A 19,292-nucleotide genomic window follows, 5' to 3' on the forward strand; every position below is an offset into this window, starting at 1 on the left:
CGGTTGCGTCAGCTAAAGAAGGAGCCGGCCGGCCAGGAAGGACCGCGCCGCCTCGGAGACCGGTGCGTCGAAGAAGGCGGGGCAGGGCGTCTGTTCGACCACCTGTCCGCGATGCATGAACAGAATTTCGCCGCCGAGACGCCGCGCCTGGCCGACATCGTGGGTGATCATGACGATCTTGGTGCCGGCGGCGATGGCGCGCTGGACCAGCGCCTCGATCATCTGCGTTGCCGCCGGATCAAGGCTCGATGTCGGTTCGTCGAGAAACAGGAGGTCGGGTGCGGCAGCGATTGCCCGCACCAGCGCCAGGCGCTGCTGTTCGCCGGATGACATGGTGCGTGCCGGCTGGCCTGCCTTGTCGGCAAGTTCGCCCATGCGCAGCAGTTCGTCGACCCTGCCGGCGCGCTCGCGGCGTCCGATGCCATGCGCGGCGAGCGCATAGTCGATGTTGGCCCTGACCGATCGCCTCAGCACAACCGGCCTCTGGAACACCATCGCCTGGCGCTGCCGTATCGCCCGGCTCATCGGGCTGCCGCCGAACAACACGGTGCCGCCGCTCGGTTCGATCAACCCGTGCAGCAGGCGCAGCAGCAGGCTCTTTCCCGCGCCATTCGGGCCCATCACGAGGGTGGGTTGCCCGGCCACGAGGTCGAGCGCCGGGATGTCGACCAGGCGCTTGCCGGAGACCGAGTAGTCGAGGTCGCGGGCGCTGAGCGGCAGGATCGACGGCTCCCCGGCCGCCGCTGTCCCGTAGCCGCGTCCCAGCATTCCACTGTCCATCACCTCGTCATGCATGGGCGGTGCGCCCCGTGGCGGTGCCGATCAGCCCGACCGCGCCGTTGACCGCGATGGCGATGAGAATGAGGATCGCGCCAAGGGCCAGCGCCAGCGCGAGATTGCCCTTGGAGGTCTCGAGCGCGATCGTGGTCGTCATCACGCGGGTGACGTGATTGATGTTGCCGCCGACGATGATGACGGCGCCGACCTCGGCGATCGCCCGGCCGAAACCGGCGAGCAGGGCGGTGAGCAGGCTGGTGCGCCCGTCCCACAGGAGCGTGGGGACCGATGCGAGGCGCGACACGCCGAAGGACCGCAACTGTTCGGAGTATTCCGCGTCGAGGTCCTCGATCACCTGCCGTGTCAGCGCCGCGATGATCGGCGTGACCAGCACGACCTGGGCGATGATCATGGCTGTCGGAGTATAGAGAAGCTGCAGCACGCCGAGCGGGCCGCTGTTGGACAGCAGCAGGTAGACGGTCAGCCCGACCACCACCGGCGGCAGCCCCATCAGGGCGTTGATGAGCACGACCAGGGCGCGCTTTCCAGGGAACCGGCCGACCGCCAGCGCGGCGCCCGCAGGCATGCCGATCAGGGCGGCGAAGGTCACGGCAGTCAGCGAAACCTGGAGCGACAGGAGCACGATTGTCCACAATTCGGGGTTACCCGAAAGGATAAGACCGGCCGCCAGAACAAATGACTCTGCAAAACCATGCATAATTTACGGAATCAGTCCGAATTGAAGAGAGGTTCGCTTCAATATGACAAAGAACGCCGGTGGCGTCTACGGCGACAGCGTCTTCTGGCGGGCAGGTCTGCCCAATTCATGCGCAGAACGCGCGCAAGTGCATTGTACGATTGTCGTTTTGCTGCATAATCCGCGCTTGGAGGAGTCCAATTGCAACCTGAGCGCCTGAACGTCGCAGACAAAGTTCCGGAGCACGATCACCTGAGAGCAAACGTCTACCGTTTGCTTGCCCGCCTTTTGGCGGCCCCCGCCGACACGCAGCTGATGGCGGCCCTGCAGGCGCTGACCGGCGACGATACCGATCTCGGCACGGCATTCGGCGAGCTGTCGGCAACGGCCGGCGCGATCACCGTCGCGGATGCCCGCCAGGAATATCAGGACCTGTTCATCGGCGTCGGGCGAGGCGAGCTCGTCCCTTACGGGTCCTACTACCTCACCGGGTTTCTCAACGAAAAGCCGCTGGCGCGCCTGCGCAACGACATGGCGCCGCTCGGCATTGCCCGTTCCGCTGACACCAAGGAGCCGGAGGATCATGCCGGCGCGCTGATGGACATGATGGCCGGCCTGATCGACGGCAGCTTCGGTTCACCGCAGCCGCTTGCCGTGCAGAAGGACTTCTTCGCCAAGCATGTCGGCTCCTGGACGCCGCATTTCTTCGCCGATCTCGAGAAGACGAAGTCGGCGCGCCTGTTCCGGCCGGTCGGCCGAATCGGAGTACTGTTCATGGAAATCGAGGAGGCTGCCTTCGCCATGTAGGCAAGCCGCCCACTATCCGCCGAACCGGTAATCGGGGAGGCGGGGTCAACACACCGAAGATCCTGGAAGGAGATAGGCATGACGACCAAGGCTGATGACCGCAAGACGGATCGCCGCAATTTTCTCAAGCTGGCCGGGCTGGGCAGCGTCGCCGGCGGCGCCGCCCTGGTGAGCGGCAAGGAGGCCGAGGCCGCTGTCGCGGATACCTCCGCCACGGGCGCCGGCTACTCGGAAACCGACCACGTCAAGGCATTCTACAAGACCGCGCGTTTCTGACGCCAATAAGAGACGACAACCCATACTGCGGGCGACCGCTGTAAAGGCAACGGAGGAAATCATGCTCAGGAAGAAGGCACACGGGGTCGCAAGGGCCTCCCGAATGGCGTCTGCTTTATCCGAGTTCGGTAACGCGGCAGTCGATCGCCGCACGTTCTTGAAGCGCTCTGGTCTGGCGATCGGCGGCGCTGCGGCAATTTCCTCCCTGTCTGGCGGCATGGTCCGCAAGGCCGAGGCGGCAGGGACGGACGCCGGCACTATCGAGATCAAGAAGTCGGTCTGCACCCATTGTTCGGTCGGCTGCACGGTGATCGCGGAAGTCTCCAACGGCGTCTGGGTCGGCCAGGAGCCGGGTTTCGATTCGCCGTTCAACCTCGGCGCCCATTGCGCCAAGGGCGCATCGGTGCGCGAGCACGCCCATGGCGAGCGCCGGCTGAAGTACCCGATGAAGCTGGTCGGCGGCAAATGGCAGCGCATCACCTGGGACGAGGCCATCAACGAGGTCGGCGACAAGATGCTCGAGGTCCGCGAATCCGCCGGACCGGATTCGGTCTACTGGCTGGGCTCCGCCAAGCATAACAACGAGCAGGCCTACCTGATCCGCAAGCTGGCCGCCTACTGGGGCACCAACAACGTCGATCACCAGGCGCGCATCTGCCATTCGACGACGGTCGCGGGCGTCGCCAACACATGGGGCTACGGCGCCATGACCAATTCCTACAACGATATCCACAATTCCAAGGCGATCTTCCTGATCGGCGGCAACCCGGCCGAGGCCCATCCGGTCTCGCTGCTGCACCTGCTGAAGGCCAAGGAAGAAAACAATGCGCCGCTGATCGTCTGCGACCCGCGCTTCACGCGCACCGCGGCGCATGCCGATGAATATGTCCGTTTCCGGCCCGGCACCGACGTCGCTCTGATCTGGGGCGTGCTCTACCACATCTTCGACAATGGCTGGGAGGACAAGCAGTTCATCCAGAGCCGTGTCTGGGGCATGGACCAGATTCGTGCCGAGGTGTCGAAGTGGACGCCCGAGGAAACAGAGCGCGTCACCGGCGTGCCCGGCTCCCAGCTGAAGCGCGTTGCGCGCATGATGGCGGAAAACCGTCCCGGCACGCTGATCTGGTGCATGGGCGGCACCCAGCACACCAACGGTAACAACAACACGCGCGCCTACTGCATCCTGCAGCTGGCGCTCGGCAACATGGGCACGGCCGGCGGCGGCACCAACATCTTCCGCGGCCACGACAACGTCCAGGGCGCGACCGATCTCGGCGTGCTGGCCGACACGCTGCCGGGCTACTACGGCCTGGCCGACGGTTCGTGGGCCCATTGGGCGCGCGTCTGGGAAGAGGACCTGGGCTGGCTCAGGGGCCGCTTCGCCACGATGAAGGGCGCAGACGGCAAGGACAAGCCGATGATCAACGAGACCGGCATTCCGGTTTCGCGCTGGATCGACGGCGTGCTCGAGGACAAGGCAAACCTGGAGCAGCCCGACAACACCAAGGTCATGGTGTTCTGGGGCCATGCGCCGAACTCGCAGACCCGTCTGCCCGAGATGCAGAAGGCGATGAGCAAGCTCGACATGCTGGTCGTCATCGATCCCTATCCGACGATGACGGCGGTGCTGCAGGACCGCCAGGACGGCGTCTACCTGCTGCCGGCCTCGACGCAGTTCGAGACCTACGGCTCGGTCACCGCGTCGAACCGGTCGCTGCAGTGGCGCGAGAAGGTGGTGGAGCCGCTCTTCGAGTCGCTGCCCGACCACACCATCATGTACAAGTTCGCGGAGAAGTTCGGCTTCGCCGACCGGATGTTCAAGAACATCAAGGTGGAGAACGGCGAACCCTCGATCGAGGACCTGACCCGCGAGTTCAACCGCGGCATGTGGACCATCGGCTATACCGGCCAGTCGCCGGAGCGCCTGAAGTCGCATATGCAGCACCAGCAGACCTTCGACAAGACGACGCTTCGCGGCGTCGGCGGTCCGCATGACGGCGAGTTCTACGGCCTGCCATGGCCGTGCTGGGGAACCCCCGAGATGAAGCATCCGGGTTCGGCCAACCTCTACGACGTGTCGATACCGGTCGCCGAGGGCGGCATGGGCTTCCGTGCCCGCTTCGGCGTCGAGCGCAACGGCGACAACCTGCTCGCCGAAGGCTCCTGGCCGGTCGGATCGGAGATCGAGGATGGTTATCCCGAGTTCACGGTCGCGATGCTCAAGGGCCTCGGCTGGGACAAGGACCTGACGCCCTACGAGCGCAAGTTCATCGACTATGTGGCGGGCTTCGCCGACCAGCGGCCGACTGCCGGCGGCGAGGAAGTCGGCGAAACGTCGCAAACCGGCGAACTGCCGTCCGACTACGACAAGAAGGTCGGCGGCGTGAACTGGAAGACCGACCTTTCGGGCGGCATCCAGCGCGTTGCGATCGCTCATGGCTGCGCCCCATACGGCAACGCCAAGGCGCGCGCCGTGGTGTGGACCTTCCCCGATCCGGTCCCGACCCACAGGGAGCCGCTCTATACGCCGCGCCGCGATCTCGTGGCCGACTATCCGACCTATGAGGACAAGACGTTCTGGCGGGTTCCGACGGCCTATGCGTCGATCCAGAAGAACGACTTCTCCAAGGACTTCCCGATGATCATGACCTCGGGGCGCCTGGTCGAATATGAAGGCGGCGGCGACGAGTCACGCTCAAACCCGTGGCTGGCCGAGTTGCAGCAGGACATGTTCGTCGAGATCAACCCGGCGGACGCGAATGACCTTGGCGTCCGTGACCGGGACTCGGTCTGGCTGCACAGCCCGTCGGGTGCCAAGATCCGCATCATGGCAATGGTGACCGAACGCGTTGGCAGGGGCGTGGTGTTCACGCCGTTCCACTTCGGCGGCTATTTCCAGGGCACTGATCTGCGCTCGAAATATCCTGACGGCGCCGATCCATACGTGCTTGGCGAAGCCTGCAACACCGCGCAGACCTACGGGTATGACTCGGTGACGCAGATGCAGGAAACCAAGGCCACGCTGTGCCGGATCGAACTGGCGTAAGGGGAGGAATAGACCATGGCTAGAATGAAATTCCTCTGTGACGCCGAGCGTTGCATCGAATGCAACGCCTGCGTCACGGCTTGCAAGAACGAGAACGAAGTGCCGTGGGGCGTCAACCGCCGGCGCGTCGTCACCATCAACGACGGCAAGCCGGGCGAACGCTCGATCTCCGTCGCCTGCATGCACTGCTCGGACGCGCCCTGCATGGCCGTCTGCCCGGTCGACTGCTTCTACCAGACCAGCGATGGCGTGGTGCTGCATTCCAAGGACCTGTGCATCGGCTGCGGCTATTGCTTCTACGCATGTCCGTTCGGCGCGCCGCAATACCCGCAGGCGTCGAATTTCGGCTCGCGCGGCAAGATGGACAAGTGCACCTTCTGCGCTGGCGGACCGGAGGAAGACAATTCCGCCGCCGAGTTCCAGAAATACGGCCGCAACCGCCTCGCCGAAGGCAAGCTGCCGCTTTGCGCCGAGATGTGCTCGACCAAGGCGCTGCTGGCCGGTGACGGCGACACGGTGTCGGCGATCTACCGCGAACGCGTCGTGTCGCGCGGTTTCGGCGCCGGCGCCTGGGGCTGGGGTACGGCCTACGACCAGAAGACGGGCGGCTGACGAGGCCGCCCAAGGGCGTGACCCGGCTTCTGCCGGGTTGCGCACGACCCGCCGGCCGCATCGAGGTCACGATGGACGTTGACCGCTTCCTCCGACCGGCGGCATCCACAACCGGTTCCGGGCCTTGGCCATAGCGGGAGAACGACACATGTCCACGACACGGGCGCTCGACGCATCCATTGAACGACCGGGCCTTCGCCGGATGCAGGCGCTCCTGGCGTCCCTGCTGGGCCTCTGCCTGATGCTCGTGCTGCTCAACGGTGCGGCCAATGCGCAGAGTTCCGTCCGTCCGCCCGACAGCGCGGTATCGGTCGGTGGCGGCTCGCCCATCGACGGCAACGTGCCGGGCGACGTGCTGGGCAACAGTTCCGACGCCGAACTCTGGCGCTCGGTGCGCCAGGGCATCGAGGGCAATGTTTCCATTCCCGACAAGAAGGCCGGCGTGCTGGTGCAGTCCGAGGGCGAGTCCTGGCGGCTGCTGCGCAACGGTCCCTTCTTCGATTATCTCGGTCTGGCGATGATCGGCACGCTGGTCCTGCTCGCCGTCTTCTTCGCCATTCGCGGCCGCATCCGCGTCGAGCACGGCCTGGCCGGCGTCACCATCAAGCGTTTCTCCCTCATCGAGCGCACCGGCCACTGGCTGATGGCGCTGTCCTTCATCATCCTCGCGATCAGCGGGCTGAACGTTTCCTACGGGCGCAGCCTCGTGCTGCCGCTGATCGGCAAGGACGCCTTCGGCCCGATGGCCGGCTTCCTCAAGATGTCGCACAACTACGTCGCCTTCGCCTTCATGCTGGGGCTGGCGATCGCCTTCGTCATGTGGATCGTCCACAACATCCCGAACCGCTACGACGTGGTCTGGCTGCTCAAGGGCGGCGGCCTCCTGACCAAGGGTGTCCACCCGCCGGCCAAGAAGTTCAACGCCGGCCAGAAGATCGTCTTCTGGCTCGTGATGATCGGCGGCCTCTCCCTGTCTATCTCGGGCTGGGCGCTGCTCTTCCCCTTCGAGCACGGCTTCTTCGGCGATACCTTTGCCCTGCTGGCGAAAGTCGGCCTCGACGTGCCGGCGCTGCTCGGCCTGCCCGAGCCGCCCTATTCGGTGATCCAGGAACAGCAGTTCAACACCATCTGGCATGCCGGCATGGCTGTCTTCATGGTCTGCGTCATCTTCGGCCATATCTATATCGGCACGGTCGGCATGGAGGGCGCCTATGACGCCATGGGCAGCGGCGATGTCGATCTGAACTGGGCCAAGGAGCACCATTCGCTGTGGGTCGAGGAAGTCCAGGAAGGTGGATCGCGCGAGCGACCGAGCGCCAGTCCGCAGCCGGCAGAGTAGGGCGGGGACGCCCTTCTGCGATGCTGCGTTCGGTGCGCCTGGCCGCCATGATTGCGCTGATCGACCTTGCCGCGCCGACAGCCGGCGTTTCCGCCGACGATGTGCTGCCCGAACGGCTGGTCGGCCATGGCGGGCCGGTCAAGGCGGTGACGCTGTCGGACGACGGCAAGCGGGCGCTGACCGCATCCTTCGACTATTCGGTCATCCTGTGGGACATGAGCGGTGAGGAGGGACGCGTCGTGGCGCGGCTCGACGGTCACGAGGCCGCTGTCAATGACGTGGCCTTCGTGCCCGGCACCGACAAGGCGGTCTCGGTCTCAGATGACGGCGCCTTTGCGATCTGGGACCTCAAGGGCGGCAGGCTCGAAAAGCGCGTCCGGGATACCGGCGACAAGGTGCTGGACGTGGCGGTCAGTCTCGACGGGCGCTTCGCGGCGGCGGCGCGCTGGGACGGCACGGCGCGGGTATTCGACATTGCGGCCGGGCGCGAGACTGCGCGCGCCGACGACCACCGCGGCAATGTCAACGCGGTCGGTTTCTCGCTCGACGGGCGCGAGCTGTTCACCGCCTCCTATGACGGCATGATAAGGCAGTGGCCGCTCGAGGGCGGGGCGATATCCGGCCCGCCGCAGGTGCTTTACGCGCATGGCTGGGGCGTAAACGTCATCGCACCGCTGCCCGGCGGCTCGCTGCTCGCCTTCGGCACGCTCGACGGGGTGACCGGAGTGGTAGACCTGCAGACGCAGGAGACGGTGCGCCTTTTCGAGAGCGACAAGCCGGTGCTTTCCATCGCCGTCTCGCCGCGTGCCGGCTGGTTCGCCGCCGGCAGCGCCGACGGCCACATCCGCGTCTTCGACATCGACAGCGGCGCGCTGGTCGAGGACCACAGCGATTTTTACGGCCCGGTCTGGAGCCTCTCCTTCACGCCGGACGGCCGCCGCCTCTACCGCGCCGGCCTCGACGATTTCGCCATCGGCTGGCAGGTCGAGCCGCGCCGCCAGGTCGAACCGGTGCAGTCGGTCTACCCGCGCCGCTTCCAGGCGCGCGACATCGAGGATGCGGGCGAGAGCGAGTTCTTGCGCAAATGCTCGGTCTGCCACACGCTGACGCCGGCCGGCGGGCATCGTGCGGGACCGACGCTATATGGCTTGTTCGGCAGGGTTGCAGGCACGGTCGAAGGCTATAGCTATTCCAAGGCGCTGGAGGATTCGGCTATCGTGTGGACGCCGCAGACGGTATCCCAGCTGTTCGACGAGGGCCCCGACATCGTCACGCCCGGGACCAAGATGCCGGTGCAGCGGCTGAAGAGCGTGGAGCGGCGCGACGCGCTGATCGACTATCTGGTGAGGGCGACCGAGCCCGACGCAAGCGCGCCGCCGCCCGGCACGCGCAGCAATTGAAGGAGATACTGGAACCATGAAAGCATTCCTCCTCAGCATCGTGTTGCTGCTCGTCGTCTCGCTGGGCGCCGGATTCCTGCTGAATTCGCAGCTCGAAATGCCGGCCGGAACCACCTACAAGAGCGACAACGTCCGGCTCTGACCGGACCGCTGCCGATCGTATCAACGCCCGGATGCCGGATCTTCGCCGATTTCGCGTCGACCCCGGCGTCGGCAACAGAAAGCAAGAGGTCACCATGAGCGAAGAAGCCTTCAACATGTCGCTGCGCAAGTTCCTGAAGCAGGTCGGCGTCACCTCGCAGCGCGAGATCGAGGAACTGGTGCGCTCGGGCAAGGCCGGTCCCGGCAAGCTCAAGGTGAAGATGGTGCTGACCGCAGAAGGCACCGGGCTGAACCACGTCGTCGCCGGAGACATTGACCTTCCGTGACGGTTGCCGAGCTGACCGCACCCGTATTTCCGCCGGCCTTCGACGGCCATGCCGTCGACCCGGAGCATGACCTTCTGGCCGAGGCCCTGTCCGGCGCGGCGGCCGGTACCTATGGCGCCGGCGACCTGATTTGGTCGCGTTCGACCGACCGCGCCGCCGCGATGATCGTGCTGGAACCGGACGTCCCGCTGTCGCGGGCGGTGCAGATGGGACCGACGCTGATGGTCGCCATCGGCGATGCGCTCGGCGCGATCGGCCCGCCCAACCTGGCGCTGACCTTCCGCTGGCCCTTCACCGTGCTGGCCAATGGCGGCCGGATCGGGCGCGTCGTTCTTGCCGCGCCGGAGAATGCCGCGCTGGAGGTCGTGCCGAGTTTCCTGATCGTCGGCTTCGAACTGGCGCTGAAAAACGCGGACAATGGGGCAGACGAGCCCGGCCGGCACCCCGACATGACGGCGCTGCACGAGGAGGGCGGGGGCGAGATCGAACGTACGGAACTGGTAGAGGCGGTTGCGCGGCACTTCCTGTCATGGATCGACGGCTGGCAGCAGGAGGGTTTTCGCGGCGTCCACCAGTCCTGGCTGGCGCGTGCGCATGACATGAACGGGCCGGTCGAGGGGCGCCTTGCGAGCTTTTTCTGGTCCGGTCAGATGCTCGGGCTCGACGAGGAGGGCGGGCTGCTGGTCAGCGAGAATGGCGTGACCAGCGCCATCCCGGTCGCGGCAGCCCTGGAGGGCTTGCGTTGATGGACGTGAAGACCCCTGAGGGCGAACGGTTGCGGCCGATCTGGAAATCCGCCGGACTGCACCTGACCCACAGGCTCGACAATGGCTGGCTGGCGGTGTCGCCGGATTTCCTGCGCGCCTACTACACGCGACCGGAGATCCACCCGATCGACGAGAGCTGCGAGAACGAGCACAAGCTGTTCGAGAAGCTGATGGAAACGCCGGATGCGCCCGTGTCCGATGCCGAGCTTGCCGCAATTGCCGATACCGATGCGGCCGACAATTATCGCCTGCTGCTCGGCTACCGCGACCACCTGCTGAAGCACGGTTCGCTCGAGGCCGGTTATCTGGCGTTGTTCTCGCCGGGGGCGCCCCGGGTGCCGCCTGTCTTCATCGAGCAGCTCGTCCACCTGATCTGCTCCAACATGCTGGCCGGAGAACAGGATGCCTTCGTGGCACGCGCCGCCGAGCTCTTCTTTCGCGAGCAGAAGGCCACCACCAGCGACGGGCAGCTGATGCTCGCCGATGTGGAAGTCGTCGAGATGTATTCCGAATCCGGCGGCATGGGCGGGCTCGGCGCCTTGCTTGCGGAGGCCGGGACGCCGATGCGCGAGGTGACGCTCGACGTGATGACCGAGGAAAACGCCGAGACCTACTGGGCACGCGCCGACCAGTTCAACGTGGCGCTCGATTTCCGCTTCACCCAGCCGGCACAGGATGCGCTGGCCCGCGTCATCGAGCGCTGGATCCGCCACTTCTTCCAGATGCGGGTGCGCGTGCAGGCCATGCAGTCGATCGCCGACGAGCGCTGGACCTGGCATATCGGCCTCGACGCCGAGGCGACGCAGATCCTCAACGGACTCTACGAGGGCGTTGCCGTCGAGGAGCAGCGGCTGGCGCGGATGGCGGCACTTTTCCGGCTGGAGTTTCTCGACCAGGAGGCGCTTATTCCCGCCATGCGCGGCAAGCACGCCTATCTCGGCCTGGCGACCACTGCCGACAGCCTGATCCGGCTGAAGCCGCAGAACCTGCTGACCAATCTTCCGCTCGAACAAACCCGGCAATAAGGAATGACGCCATGACCGCTTCGTCTCAGACAATTGCCAACGCGCCCTGGATGCGCCTGGTGGCGCTGGTTCTAGCCATCCTGCTGGCCATCGGGGCCTGGTTTGTGTGGCAGGAGGCGGAGCGGCGCAGCAGCCGCGTGACGGCCTTGCCGAGCGCGTCGCAACTGCCGGCGCTCGGTACGCCGGCAAGCGTCGACGAGTGCGTCGCAAAGCGGTCGGATGAAATCAATGCGCTGCTCAACCAGGGCCTGATGGACGAGGACGCCGCCCGGCTGTCGCTGCAGCGGGCACGCTCGCTCTGCACCCAGCAAGGCTAGTCGTCGCTGAGAAAGTCCTCGACCGACAGGCCCTTGCGGCCGGCTTCCAGATAGTCGTCGGTGGTGCGCACGCGCGGCCGCTGCGCGATGGCGAAGGGGTCGGCGCCGTCGCCTGACAGGACTTCGAGGCGGCAGCTTTCGCACATGTCGATGAGCGCGGTCCTCTCGTCGGTTTCGAACATCCAGTGCTTGCCGCCTAGCGTTTTCTTGACGCGCTCCAGCACGCCGCGCGAGGCAAATGCCTTGCCGCAGCGCGTGCATTCGGCCGGCTCGTCCTCGTTGAGCGTCACCGGCTGCATCACGGTCGGCGAGAGATTGTAGCGCGGCGCCAGCGAGATGGCGTCCTCGGGGCAGGTCGCGGCGCAGATTCCGCATTGCACGCAGGCCGATTCGACGAAACGCAGTTCCGGCTTTTCGGGATTGTCGCGCGTGGCGTCGGCCGGACAGGCCGAGACGCAGGCCATGCACAGCGTGCATCTTTCGCGGTCGACCAGGATCGTCCCGTAGGGGGCGGAGGCGGGCAGTTCGATGATCTCGCTGCCCGGCTTGCCGGCGCCGGCGAGAATGGCGATGGCCGAGCGCGCGACGTCGCGCTTGCCGCCGACCGGCGCGAAGGACTGGTGCGCGATCTCGGCCGGAAGAGGCGAGCCGTAAAGGGCCTGCTCGACGACGTCAGGATCGGCTTCCGCAAGCACCGCGACCCGGTCCGGCGAATGCCCGAAACCGCCGAGAAGCGAGGCCACAAGGGCGATTTCCTCGTTCAGAGCATGAAGTTCGACCGCCTTGCGCGGATCGACCAGCACCGCGACCGAACGAAAGCCGGCGGCGAGTGCGGCCGCCATCAGGTCGTGACCGACGCCCGTTGCCGAATGCAGCTCCATGGGGATGACATTGGCCGGCAGGCCACGCCCGTCGCGGGCCATGGCGTTGATCAGCGGAGCGCCGTGCGCCGCATCGTGCAGCAGCAGGACGGGTGCCTTGCCGCCGGTCTCGAAATAGGTCCGTGCCAGCACCTGAACCCGCTCGATGGATTGCGCGCGCGCCGGATAGTCGTAGGAGACCGCACCGGTCGGGCAGTGGGCGGCGCAGTTGCCGCAGCCGCCGCAGATCGCCGTATCGATCAGGATGTTGTCGCCGGCCGGCGAGATCGCGCCGGGCGGGCAATTGTCGAGGCACTTGGTACAGCCGGTCTTCTGCGACCGCTCATGCACGCAGATCGAGGCGTCGTAGGTGACGTAAATGGGCTTCTCGAACTCGCCGTCATAGCCGCTCGCCTCGAACACCGCCTGCATGACGCCGACGGGATCGGCCGGATCGGCGCGGAAATAGCCGTCGCGGCCAAGCGGGCGCGAGAAGAGGGGAGCAGCGCCGCTCATGTCGAACAGCACGCTGCAGCTCGATTTGGCGCCGTTGCGGGCAAGCGCGAATTGCGGCCTGCCGCGCGAGGAAGGCAGCATCGGCGCGTAGCCGTCGACCACGACCTCGAAGGCGCCGAGCGTGCCCGAGGCGCTCGCGACGCGGCCGGAAAAGACGGGGAAGTCGAGGACGAGCGGCAACAGCACGTCTTCCGCGCCGTCGAGCAGCAGGGTGACCGAAAGCGTCCTGTTGAGCAGCGCCGCGGCCTCGAAGGCCGCCTGGCCGTGTCCTGCCACCAGGCACAGGCCGTCATTTTGCACGCTGCGCAGCCTTGCCGGCTTCGACCGCAGCGCCGAGGCTGCGAGGAGGGCGGCCATCTTCGGCGCCGTCGGCTGCTTGTCCGTGGTCCAGCCGGCGAATTCGCGGATATTGGCGAAAAGCGGCACTTCGCGGCCCGCCTCGTCGGCGATCTCCTCGAAGAGCGGGCTTTCCTGCGTGCAGGCCACGCAGAGCCGGCCCTCTTGGGTAAGCGCCTGCTCGTAGATGCCGATCTCGCTGCGGCAAAGCTGTGTGTGGACGGGGAGTTCCGAAACGCCCAGCCCGTGTGCAATCGCCTTGCCGTCCACGCTCATGGACTTTTCGCAATTGCAGACCAGCAGGCGCTGTTTCATCGGACCCATTGCTTTACCCTTGTTGCCACGTGGGAACACCTTATGCTCTGGGACGGCATTGGCAAACGCGATTGCGTGATTTGGAGCGAGTTGAAGGCATTGGCACGTGAACTTTCGATCATGGTCGGCGTTCTGGTCGAGCGGCGCAAGTCGGTGTCGCGATGGGCGACCGATTACTGGATTCCGGTTGGCGTGACGCCGGCCTTCGCGGGCCTATCGGCCGGCGACGTGCTGCTCAGCGACGAGAATGTCACTCGCTATTTCATGGGCGTTTCCGAGATCAGCTGCCACGCCGGCGAAACCGAAGCCTATGTGCACAATTTCAACAGCCAGGCGCCGGCGATCTTCGTCGTTCTGAGGCGTACCGTGGATGACCTCCATCCGCTGCCCTGGTTTGTCCATGCCGTGACGGCCTCGCCCTACGAGGCGCAGGACTATGAGGACAGCGGCGAGGACATAATCGAGCGGATAGCGATGCCGGCCGACATCGAGGCGACCATCAAGGATTTCGTCGACCACTATCATCGCGAGGAAGAGTTCAGAAAGCGCCGGCGCGACCGCGTCGACATCGAGGACCAGAAGTTCGGCAAGGAGCCAATCTTCATCGACCGCCAGAAGCCCGGCGGAGGCAAGCTCGATGGCTGAGGAGGACGACCGGGGCGAGGGCTTCCTGTCGCGCTGGTCGCGGCGCAAGCGGCTGGTCGAGGTCGACCCGCCCCAGCCTGAAGCACCGGCGGAGGCCGGCGCCCTCGAACCGGCCGTCGAGCCGGAGCCCGAGGTTGTCGATGAAGAGCTCGAGGCGAACCGGCTTGCCGCCGAGGCGATCGATATCGATTCGCTCGGCAAGGACGACGATTTTACCGTCTTCCTGAAGCGCGGCGTGCCCGAATTGCTGCGCCGCACGGCGCTGCGCAAGATGTGGCGCACCGATCCGGTCTTTGCCAATGTCGACGGCCTCAACGACTACGACCAGGATTTCCGCAACCCGGCGCACAGCGTCTACAAGTCGCTGTGGCAGGTCGGTCGCGGCTTCCTGTCCAAGGAAGAACAGCAGACGCAATTTGCAACGGGCAGGCTTTCAGTGCCGGATGACGAAGCGGCGCTGGAACCGGAAGAGATTGCCGAGAGCGCGAACGCCGGTGATCCCGATGCCGAGCCTGAGACGGAGGCCGAGGCCGAGGTATCCGCATTGCCGCAAGACGAAGGCATGCCTGTTGCGGCCATCGAGGACGATCAGGGGCCCCTGGCAGAAGCGCAGTCACTGCTCGCCGATTCCGATGATGCGGATGAGACGGATGAACCGCGCCGCAGGGTTTCGATCCGCCGGCGGCTCGAGGGCTAAAATTACCTACAGTGCCGGGTCCGCAAGATGGTTGCGCAGCATCTCCTTGTAGACGCCGGCCATTTCCTCGACGAAGGCCTCGTGGTCGGCGACCGAGCGGACGTTCTTGCCGACATGGGCATTGTAGCGCGCCGCACCGTAGAGGAACGCCATGTGCACGTCGGTCGCCAGCACCGTGCGGTTGGCGCGGTTGGCGACGTCGACGAAGCGGTCGGCCAGTTCGACGAAGTTCTTGGTGTCCAGTTTTTCGGGTTCGGCCGAGGCGCGTCTCTGCTTGCGGTTGCCCTTGCTTTCCATGTCGCGCTTCCCCTTCATGCTGGCGCCAGCCAAACTTCACCGTGATGCATTGGCCCGTCGTGCCAATTGCAATATGTCACAGCAGGAAACGACGTGACAGCAGGGTGTTTGAATGACGATCAGCAAGGAAAAGATCATTGAGCAGCTCAGGCGGGTCAAAGGACCGGACCTGACCGGCAACATCGTCGATCTCGGCCTGCTGTCCGACATCGTCATCTCGGGCTCGACGGTATTCTTCTCGCTCACCGTGCCGTCCGAGCGCGCTGAGGAACTGGAACCGCTGCGCGCTGCCGCCGAGCGCGCCGCCGCCGGCGCCGAAGGCGTCGAGAAGGCGACGGTGGTGCTGACCGCGACGAAGAAGGCAGGAACGCCCAACCCGCCGGTGCGCCCGGCGCCGAGTGCCGGCCAGGCGGCTGCCGTGCCGCCGCCGATGCAGGCGCGCGCCGCTGCCGCCCACTCGCACGCGCCGGCGCAGAAGGCCGGCGTGCCGGGCATCGGCGCGATCATCGCCGTCGCTTCCGGAAAGGGCGGTGTCGGCAAGTCGACGACGGCCGCCAACCTGGCGCTCGGCTTCCAGGCCAACGGGCTGAAGGTCGGCATTCTGGACGCCGACATCTACGGCCCGTCCATGCCGCGCCTGCTGCGCATCTCCGGCCGCCCGCAGAACGTGTCCGGGCGCATCCTGAAGCCGATGGAGGGCTATGGGCTGAAGGTCATGTCGATGGGTTTTCTCGTCGACGAGGAGACGCCGATGATCTGGCGCGGGCCGATGGTGATCTCGGCGCTGACCCAGATGCTGCGCGAGGTGGAGTGGGGCGAGCTCGACGTGCTGGTGGTCGACATGCCGCCCGGCACGGGCGACGCGCAGCTGACCATGGCGCAAAACGTGCCCCTGGCCGGCGCCGTCATCGTCTCGACGCCGCAGGACCTGGCGCTGATCGACGCGCGCAAGGGGCTGAGCATGTTCCGCAAGGTCGACGTGCCGATCCTCGGGATCGTCGAGAACATGAGCTATTTCATCTGCCCGGACTGCGGCGGCCGGCACGACATTTTCGGCCATGGCGGGGCGCGCAAGGAGGCAGAGCGCATCGGCGTGCCGTTCCTCGGCGAGGTGCCGCTCGACATGGCGATCCGCGAAACCTCGGACGGCGGAACGCCGGTGGTGGTGTCCGCGCCCGACAGCCCGCATGCCAAGGTCTACCGCGAGATCGCGCGGCAGGCCTGGGAGCGGGTCGAGGCGGAGCGACAGACCGACAAGTCGCCGGCGATCGTCTTCGAGTAGCGGAAACTCGCCATCCCGGCCTTGCCGGGATGGGCATCCGTCGTCGGGATCAGCCTATTCGGCCGCTTCGGTCACCGTCTCGGCAAGTGCGCTGACGCGGGCAGCGCAATACTTGAACTCCGGAATCTTGCCGTAGGGGTCGAGCATCGGGTTGGTCAGCCGGTTGGCCGGGCTTTCCACGAAGCAGAACGGCATGAACACCATGCCGTCGGCGACCTCGCGGTCGGCGCGCAGGATGGCCTCGACCGTGCCGCGCCGTGTCTCGACCGCGATCATGTCGCCCTGCCGGAAGCCGTGCCTGGCGATTTCGCGCGGGTTCATCGTGGCGATGCCCCTCGGCTCGATGGCGTCGAGCACGCCGGCCCGACGCGTCATCGCGCCGGTATGCCAATGTTCGAGCAGGCGGCCGGTGGTCAGCACCAGCGGGAACTCCGCGTCCGGCACTTCGCTCGGCGGCACAAGGTCGGCCGGCACGATGCGGCCGCGGCCGTCGGCGGTCGGGAAGCCGGACGAGAAGATGATCTCGCTGCCCGGCTGGTCGAGCGAGCTCGCCGGATAGATGACCGAATCCTCGCGGTCGACGCGCTCCCAGGGGATGTTCTTCAGCGACGGCATGACCTGCGTCATCTCGGTATAGACATCCGAGACGTCGCCATAGTTCCAGTCGAGGCCGACGCGGCGGGCGAGCTCGACGATGAGCTCCCAGTCCTGCCGTGCCTCGCCGGGCATGTCGAGCGCGGGACGGCCCATCTGCACCTGGCGGTTGGTGTTGGTGAAGGTGCCGCGCTTCTCGGCGTGTGCCGAGGCCGGCAGCACGACATCGGCATGCCAGGCCGTCTCGGTCAGGAAAATGTCCTGCACGACGAGATGGTCGAGCTTGGCGAGTGCGGAGCGGGCGTGGATCTGGTCGGGGTCCGACATCGCCGGGTTTTCGCCCATGATGTACATGCCCTTGATCTCGCCGTCATGGATGGCGTCGATGATCTCGACCACGGTCAGCCCGCGCTTGGGATCGAGCGTCTGGCCCCAGAAGTTCTCGTACTGGCCCCGGATATCCGGGTTCTCGACCGACTTGTAGTCGGGGAAGTACATCGGGATCAGGCCGGCGTCGGACGCGCCCTGGACGTTGTTCTGGCCGCGCAGCGGATGCAGGCCGGTGCCGGGCCGGCCGACATGGCCGGTGATCAGCGCCAGCGCGATCAGGCAGCGCGCATTGTCGGTGCCGTGCGTGTGCTGCGAGATGCCCATGCCCCAGAAGATGATCGAGCGCTCGGCCCGCGCATAGGTGCGCGCGACATCGCGCAGCACGGACGCCTCCACACCGCACACCTCGGCCATGGCCTCGGGCGAAAAGTCCTTGACCTTGTCCTTCAGCGCCTCGAAGCCGGACACGTTGGCCTGGATGTACTGCTCGTCATAGAGGTTTTCCTCGATGATGACGTGGATCAGCGCATTCAGCATGGCGACGTCGCTGCCCGCCTTGAAGCGCAGCGAATGCGTCGCGTGGCGCATCATGTCCTGGCCGCGCGGGTCCATGATGATGAGCTTCGCGCCGCGCTTTGCGGCCTGCTTGAAATAGGTCGCGGCGACGGGGTGGTTGGTCGTCGGGCGGGCGCCGATGACGATGATGCACTCGGCCTTCATCGCGTCGGTGAAGGGTGCCGAGACCGCGCCCGAGCCGACGCCTTCCATCAGGGCTGCGACCGACGAGGCGTGGCAGAGCCGGGTGCAATGGTCGACATTGTTGGTGCCAAAACCCTGGCGGACGAACTTCTGGAAGAGATAGGCCTCCTCGTTCGAGCCCTTGGCCGAGCCGAAGCCGGCGAGCGCCTGCCCGCCATGCTCGGCATGGATGCGCTTCAGGCCGCCGGCCGCGCGCTCCATCGCCTCTTCCCAGCTCGCTTCGCGGAAGACGGTGAGCGGGTCGACGCCGCGCATGTCGATGTCGCCGGCCTTGGGCGCATCGTCGCGGCGGATCAGCGGCCTGGTCAGGCGGTCCGGCGACATCGCGTAGTCGAAGCCGAAGCGGCCCTTGACGCAGAGCCGGTTCTCGTTGGCGTAGCCGTCGCGACCGTCGACCTGGACGATCCTGTTGTCCTTGACCGCGACGCTCGTCTGGCAGCCGACGCCGCAGAACGGGCAGAGCGTGTCGACGACCTTGTCGAATTCCTGGACGACGCGGGTCTTGCCGGCCTTGTCCATCAGCGACTTCTCGAACAGTGCGCCGGTCGGGCAGGCCTGCACGCACTCGCCGCAGGTGACGCAGGTCGACAGGCCCATCGGGTCGTGCATGTCGAAGACGGGCACCACGTGGCTGCCGCGCTCGGCCATGCCGATCACGTCGTTGACCTGCACTTCGCGGCAGGCGCGCACGCAGGCGCCGCAGGCGATGCAGGCATCGAGGTTGACGGCGATGGCCGGGTTGGTGATGTCGAACTCGGCGTGCGCGTCCTCGCCGGCGAATTTCGAGCCGAAACGGCAGTCGCTGGAGATTCCCATCGATCCGGCCCAGTCCCAGAACAGAGACTGGTTGTCAGGCCCGGCCTCGGGCGGCCGCATGTTGCTGGCCAGCAGTTCGAACACCATCTGGCGCGACTTTTCGGCGCGCTCGGTGTCGGTCTTGACCACCATGCCCGCCGCCGGCTTGCGGATGCAGGAGGCCGACAGCACGCGCTCGCCCTCGATATCCACCATGCAGGCGCGGCAATTGCCGTCAGCGCGGTAGCCGGGCAAGTCGACATGGCACAGATGCGGGATCTTCGTGCCCTCGCGCTTGGCGACTTCCCAGATGGTCTCGCCGGGCTCGGCAGAGACCGGTTTTCCGTCGAGCGTGAATTCGATTTTGCCGGTCAT

General features: G+C 66.1%; 19 protein-coding genes. 14 read left to right on the forward strand and 5 right to left on the reverse strand.

From position 1 onward, the window contains the following. Positions 1-12: 12 nt before the first annotated feature. Both ACT2BZ_RS17455 and ACT2BZ_RS17460 read right to left on the reverse strand, forming a co-directional pair. A complete protein-coding gene (locus ACT2BZ_RS17455) occupies positions 13-795 on the reverse strand; it encodes an ATP-binding cassette domain-containing protein (protein WP_457936401.1) in 783 nt (260 codons plus the stop codon). Further along, positions 788-1,495, reverse strand: coding sequence for an ABC transporter permease (locus tag ACT2BZ_RS17460; RefSeq protein ID WP_457936402.1), 708 nt, complete (start codon positions 1,493-1,495; stop codon positions 788-790). Before ACT2BZ_RS17460 ends, ACT2BZ_RS17455 begins: the two co-directional genes overlap by 8 nt. A 180-nt stretch (positions 1,496-1,675) precedes the next feature. On the opposite strand from ACT2BZ_RS17460, the gene ACT2BZ_RS17465 reads away from it, so the two are divergent. From ACT2BZ_RS17465 to ACT2BZ_RS17515, 11 genes are all read left to right on the forward strand, one after another. Further along, on the forward strand, positions 1,676-2,281 hold the full coding sequence (locus tag ACT2BZ_RS17465; protein ID WP_457936404.1) for a TorD/DmsD family molecular chaperone: 606 nt from the start codon (positions 1,676-1,678) through the stop codon (positions 2,279-2,281). A gap of 78 nt (positions 2,282-2,359) precedes the next feature. Then, the gene (locus ACT2BZ_RS17470; RefSeq protein WP_457936406.1) at positions 2,360-2,557 is read left to right on the forward strand and encodes a twin-arginine translocation signal domain-containing protein; all 198 of its coding nucleotides are present in this window, start codon (positions 2,360-2,362) and stop codon (positions 2,555-2,557) included. Between the two features lie 61 nt (positions 2,558-2,618). Then, the gene (locus ACT2BZ_RS17475; protein WP_457936408.1) at positions 2,619-5,603 is read left to right on the forward strand and encodes a formate dehydrogenase subunit alpha; all 2,985 of its coding nucleotides are present in this window, start codon (positions 2,619-2,621) and stop codon (positions 5,601-5,603) included. 15 nt (positions 5,604-5,618) lie between these two features. Further along, positions 5,619-6,215 (forward strand): formate dehydrogenase FDH3 subunit beta, encoded by a 597-nt coding sequence (gene fdh3B, locus ACT2BZ_RS17480; RefSeq protein ID WP_457936409.1) that lies wholly within the window; start codon positions 5,619-5,621, stop codon positions 6,213-6,215. 148 nt (positions 6,216-6,363) lie between these two features. Continuing rightward, the gene (locus ACT2BZ_RS17485; RefSeq protein ID WP_457936410.1) at positions 6,364-7,554 is read left to right on the forward strand and encodes a formate dehydrogenase subunit gamma; all 1,191 of its coding nucleotides are present in this window, start codon (positions 6,364-6,366) and stop codon (positions 7,552-7,554) included. Positions 7,555-7,574: 20 nt separating this feature from the next. Continuing rightward, a complete protein-coding gene (locus ACT2BZ_RS17490) occupies positions 7,575-8,954 on the forward strand; it encodes a c-type cytochrome (protein WP_457936411.1) in 1,380 nt (459 codons plus the stop codon). 16 nt (positions 8,955-8,970) lie between these two features. Further along, positions 8,971-9,096, forward strand: coding sequence for a hypothetical protein (locus tag ACT2BZ_RS17495; RefSeq protein ID WP_457936412.1), 126 nt, complete (start codon positions 8,971-8,973; stop codon positions 9,094-9,096). 94 nt (positions 9,097-9,190) lie between these two features. Then, positions 9,191-9,382: a DUF6494 family protein gene (locus ACT2BZ_RS17500; protein ID WP_457936413.1), complete on the forward strand. Its 192-nt coding sequence runs from the start codon at positions 9,191-9,193 to the stop codon at positions 9,380-9,382. Next, complete coding sequence (locus ACT2BZ_RS17505; RefSeq protein ID WP_457936415.1) at positions 9,379-10,128, forward strand: biotin/lipoate--protein ligase family protein; 750 nt, start codon at positions 9,379-9,381, stop codon at positions 10,126-10,128. The genes ACT2BZ_RS17500 and ACT2BZ_RS17505 overlap by 4 nt, the downstream gene beginning before the upstream one ends. Then, positions 10,128-11,174, forward strand: coding sequence for a DUF6352 family protein (locus ACT2BZ_RS17510; protein WP_457936417.1), 1,047 nt, complete (start codon positions 10,128-10,130; stop codon positions 11,172-11,174). The genes ACT2BZ_RS17505 and ACT2BZ_RS17510 overlap by 1 nt, the downstream gene beginning before the upstream one ends. Before the next feature lie 11 nt (positions 11,175-11,185). Next, the gene (locus ACT2BZ_RS17515) at positions 11,186-11,491 is read left to right on the forward strand and encodes a hypothetical protein (RefSeq protein ID WP_457936419.1); all 306 of its coding nucleotides are present in this window, start codon (positions 11,186-11,188) and stop codon (positions 11,489-11,491) included. On the opposite strand, the gene ACT2BZ_RS17520 is transcribed toward ACT2BZ_RS17515, so the two are convergent. After that, positions 11,488-13,518 carry a 4Fe-4S dicluster domain-containing protein gene (locus ACT2BZ_RS17520; RefSeq protein ID WP_457936420.1) on the reverse strand — a complete coding sequence of 677 codons (2,031 nt, stop codon included), beginning with the start codon at positions 13,516-13,518 and terminating at the stop codon, positions 11,488-11,490. The genes ACT2BZ_RS17515 and ACT2BZ_RS17520 overlap by 4 nt on opposite strands. 99 nt (positions 13,519-13,617) lie before the next feature. Here ACT2BZ_RS17520 and ACT2BZ_RS17525 point away from each other — a divergent pair, with 99 nt between their 5' ends. Further along, the gene (locus ACT2BZ_RS17525) at positions 13,618-14,163 is read left to right on the forward strand and encodes a DUF3305 domain-containing protein (protein WP_457936422.1); all 546 of its coding nucleotides are present in this window, start codon (positions 13,618-13,620) and stop codon (positions 14,161-14,163) included. Then, positions 14,156-14,860, forward strand: a complete 705-nt coding sequence (locus ACT2BZ_RS17530) for a DUF3306 domain-containing protein (RefSeq protein WP_457936424.1) — start codon at positions 14,156-14,158, stop codon at positions 14,858-14,860. Before ACT2BZ_RS17525 ends, ACT2BZ_RS17530 begins: the two co-directional genes overlap by 8 nt. Positions 14,861-14,866: 6 nt before the next feature. On the opposite strand, the gene ACT2BZ_RS17535 is transcribed toward ACT2BZ_RS17530, so the two are convergent. Then, a complete protein-coding gene (locus ACT2BZ_RS17535; protein ID WP_457936425.1) occupies positions 14,867-15,157 on the reverse strand; it encodes a DUF3144 domain-containing protein in 291 nt (96 codons plus the stop codon). A 112-nt stretch (positions 15,158-15,269) separates the two neighbouring features. Between ACT2BZ_RS17535 and ACT2BZ_RS17540 the strand changes: the two genes are divergently transcribed. Next, entirely contained in the window at positions 15,270-16,439 is a 1,170-nt protein-coding gene (locus ACT2BZ_RS17540; RefSeq protein WP_457936426.1) for an Mrp/NBP35 family ATP-binding protein, read from the forward strand. Positions 16,440-16,493: 54 nt separating this feature from the next. Here the strand turns inward: ACT2BZ_RS17540 and fdhF are convergent, their stop codons facing one another. Next, positions 16,494-19,292 carry a formate dehydrogenase subunit alpha gene (gene fdhF / locus ACT2BZ_RS17545; protein ID WP_457936428.1) on the reverse strand — a complete coding sequence of 933 codons (2,799 nt, stop codon included), beginning with the start codon at positions 19,290-19,292 and terminating at the stop codon, positions 16,494-16,496.

This window comes from Mesorhizobium sp. 10J20-29, from assembly GCF_054130485.1.

Bases quoted from the DNA above. Each gene is read 5' to 3' on its own strand.
- ACT2BZ_RS17455 (WP_457936401.1), bottom strand. From the start codon at position 795: ATGCATGACGAGGTGATGGACAGTGGAATGCTGGGACGCGGCTACGGG.
- ACT2BZ_RS17460 (WP_457936402.1), bottom strand. From the start codon at position 1,495: ATGCATGGTTTTGCAGAGTCATTTGTTCTGGCGGCCGGTCTTATCCTT.
- ACT2BZ_RS17470 (WP_457936406.1), top strand. From the start codon at position 2,360: ATGACGACCAAGGCTGATGACCGCAAGACGGATCGCCGCAATTTTCTC.
- ACT2BZ_RS17475 (WP_457936408.1), top strand. From the start codon at position 2,619: ATGCTCAGGAAGAAGGCACACGGGGTCGCAAGGGCCTCCCGAATGGCG.
- fdh3B (WP_457936409.1), top strand. From the start codon at position 5,619: ATGGCTAGAATGAAATTCCTCTGTGACGCCGAGCGTTGCATCGAATGC.
- ACT2BZ_RS17485 (WP_457936410.1), top strand. From the start codon at position 6,364: ATGTCCACGACACGGGCGCTCGACGCATCCATTGAACGACCGGGCCTT.
- ACT2BZ_RS17490 (WP_457936411.1), top strand. From the start codon at position 7,575: ATGCTGCGTTCGGTGCGCCTGGCCGCCATGATTGCGCTGATCGACCTT.
- ACT2BZ_RS17495 (WP_457936412.1), top strand. From the start codon at position 8,971: ATGAAAGCATTCCTCCTCAGCATCGTGTTGCTGCTCGTCGTCTCGCTG.
- ACT2BZ_RS17500 (WP_457936413.1), top strand. From the start codon at position 9,191: ATGAGCGAAGAAGCCTTCAACATGTCGCTGCGCAAGTTCCTGAAGCAG.
- ACT2BZ_RS17510 (WP_457936417.1), top strand. From the start codon at position 10,128: ATGGACGTGAAGACCCCTGAGGGCGAACGGTTGCGGCCGATCTGGAAA.
- ACT2BZ_RS17515 (WP_457936419.1), top strand. From the start codon at position 11,186: ATGACCGCTTCGTCTCAGACAATTGCCAACGCGCCCTGGATGCGCCTG.
- ACT2BZ_RS17520 (WP_457936420.1), bottom strand. From the start codon at position 13,518: ATGAAACAGCGCCTGCTGGTCTGCAATTGCGAAAAGTCCATGAGCGTG.
- ACT2BZ_RS17530 (WP_457936424.1), top strand. From the start codon at position 14,156: ATGGCTGAGGAGGACGACCGGGGCGAGGGCTTCCTGTCGCGCTGGTCG.
- ACT2BZ_RS17535 (WP_457936425.1), bottom strand. From the start codon at position 15,157: ATGGAAAGCAAGGGCAACCGCAAGCAGAGACGCGCCTCGGCCGAACCC.
- ACT2BZ_RS17540 (WP_457936426.1), top strand. From the start codon at position 15,270: ATGACGATCAGCAAGGAAAAGATCATTGAGCAGCTCAGGCGGGTCAAA.
- fdhF (WP_457936428.1), bottom strand. From the start codon at position 19,292: ATGACCGGCAAAATCGAATTCACGCTCGACGGAAAACCGGTCTCTGCC.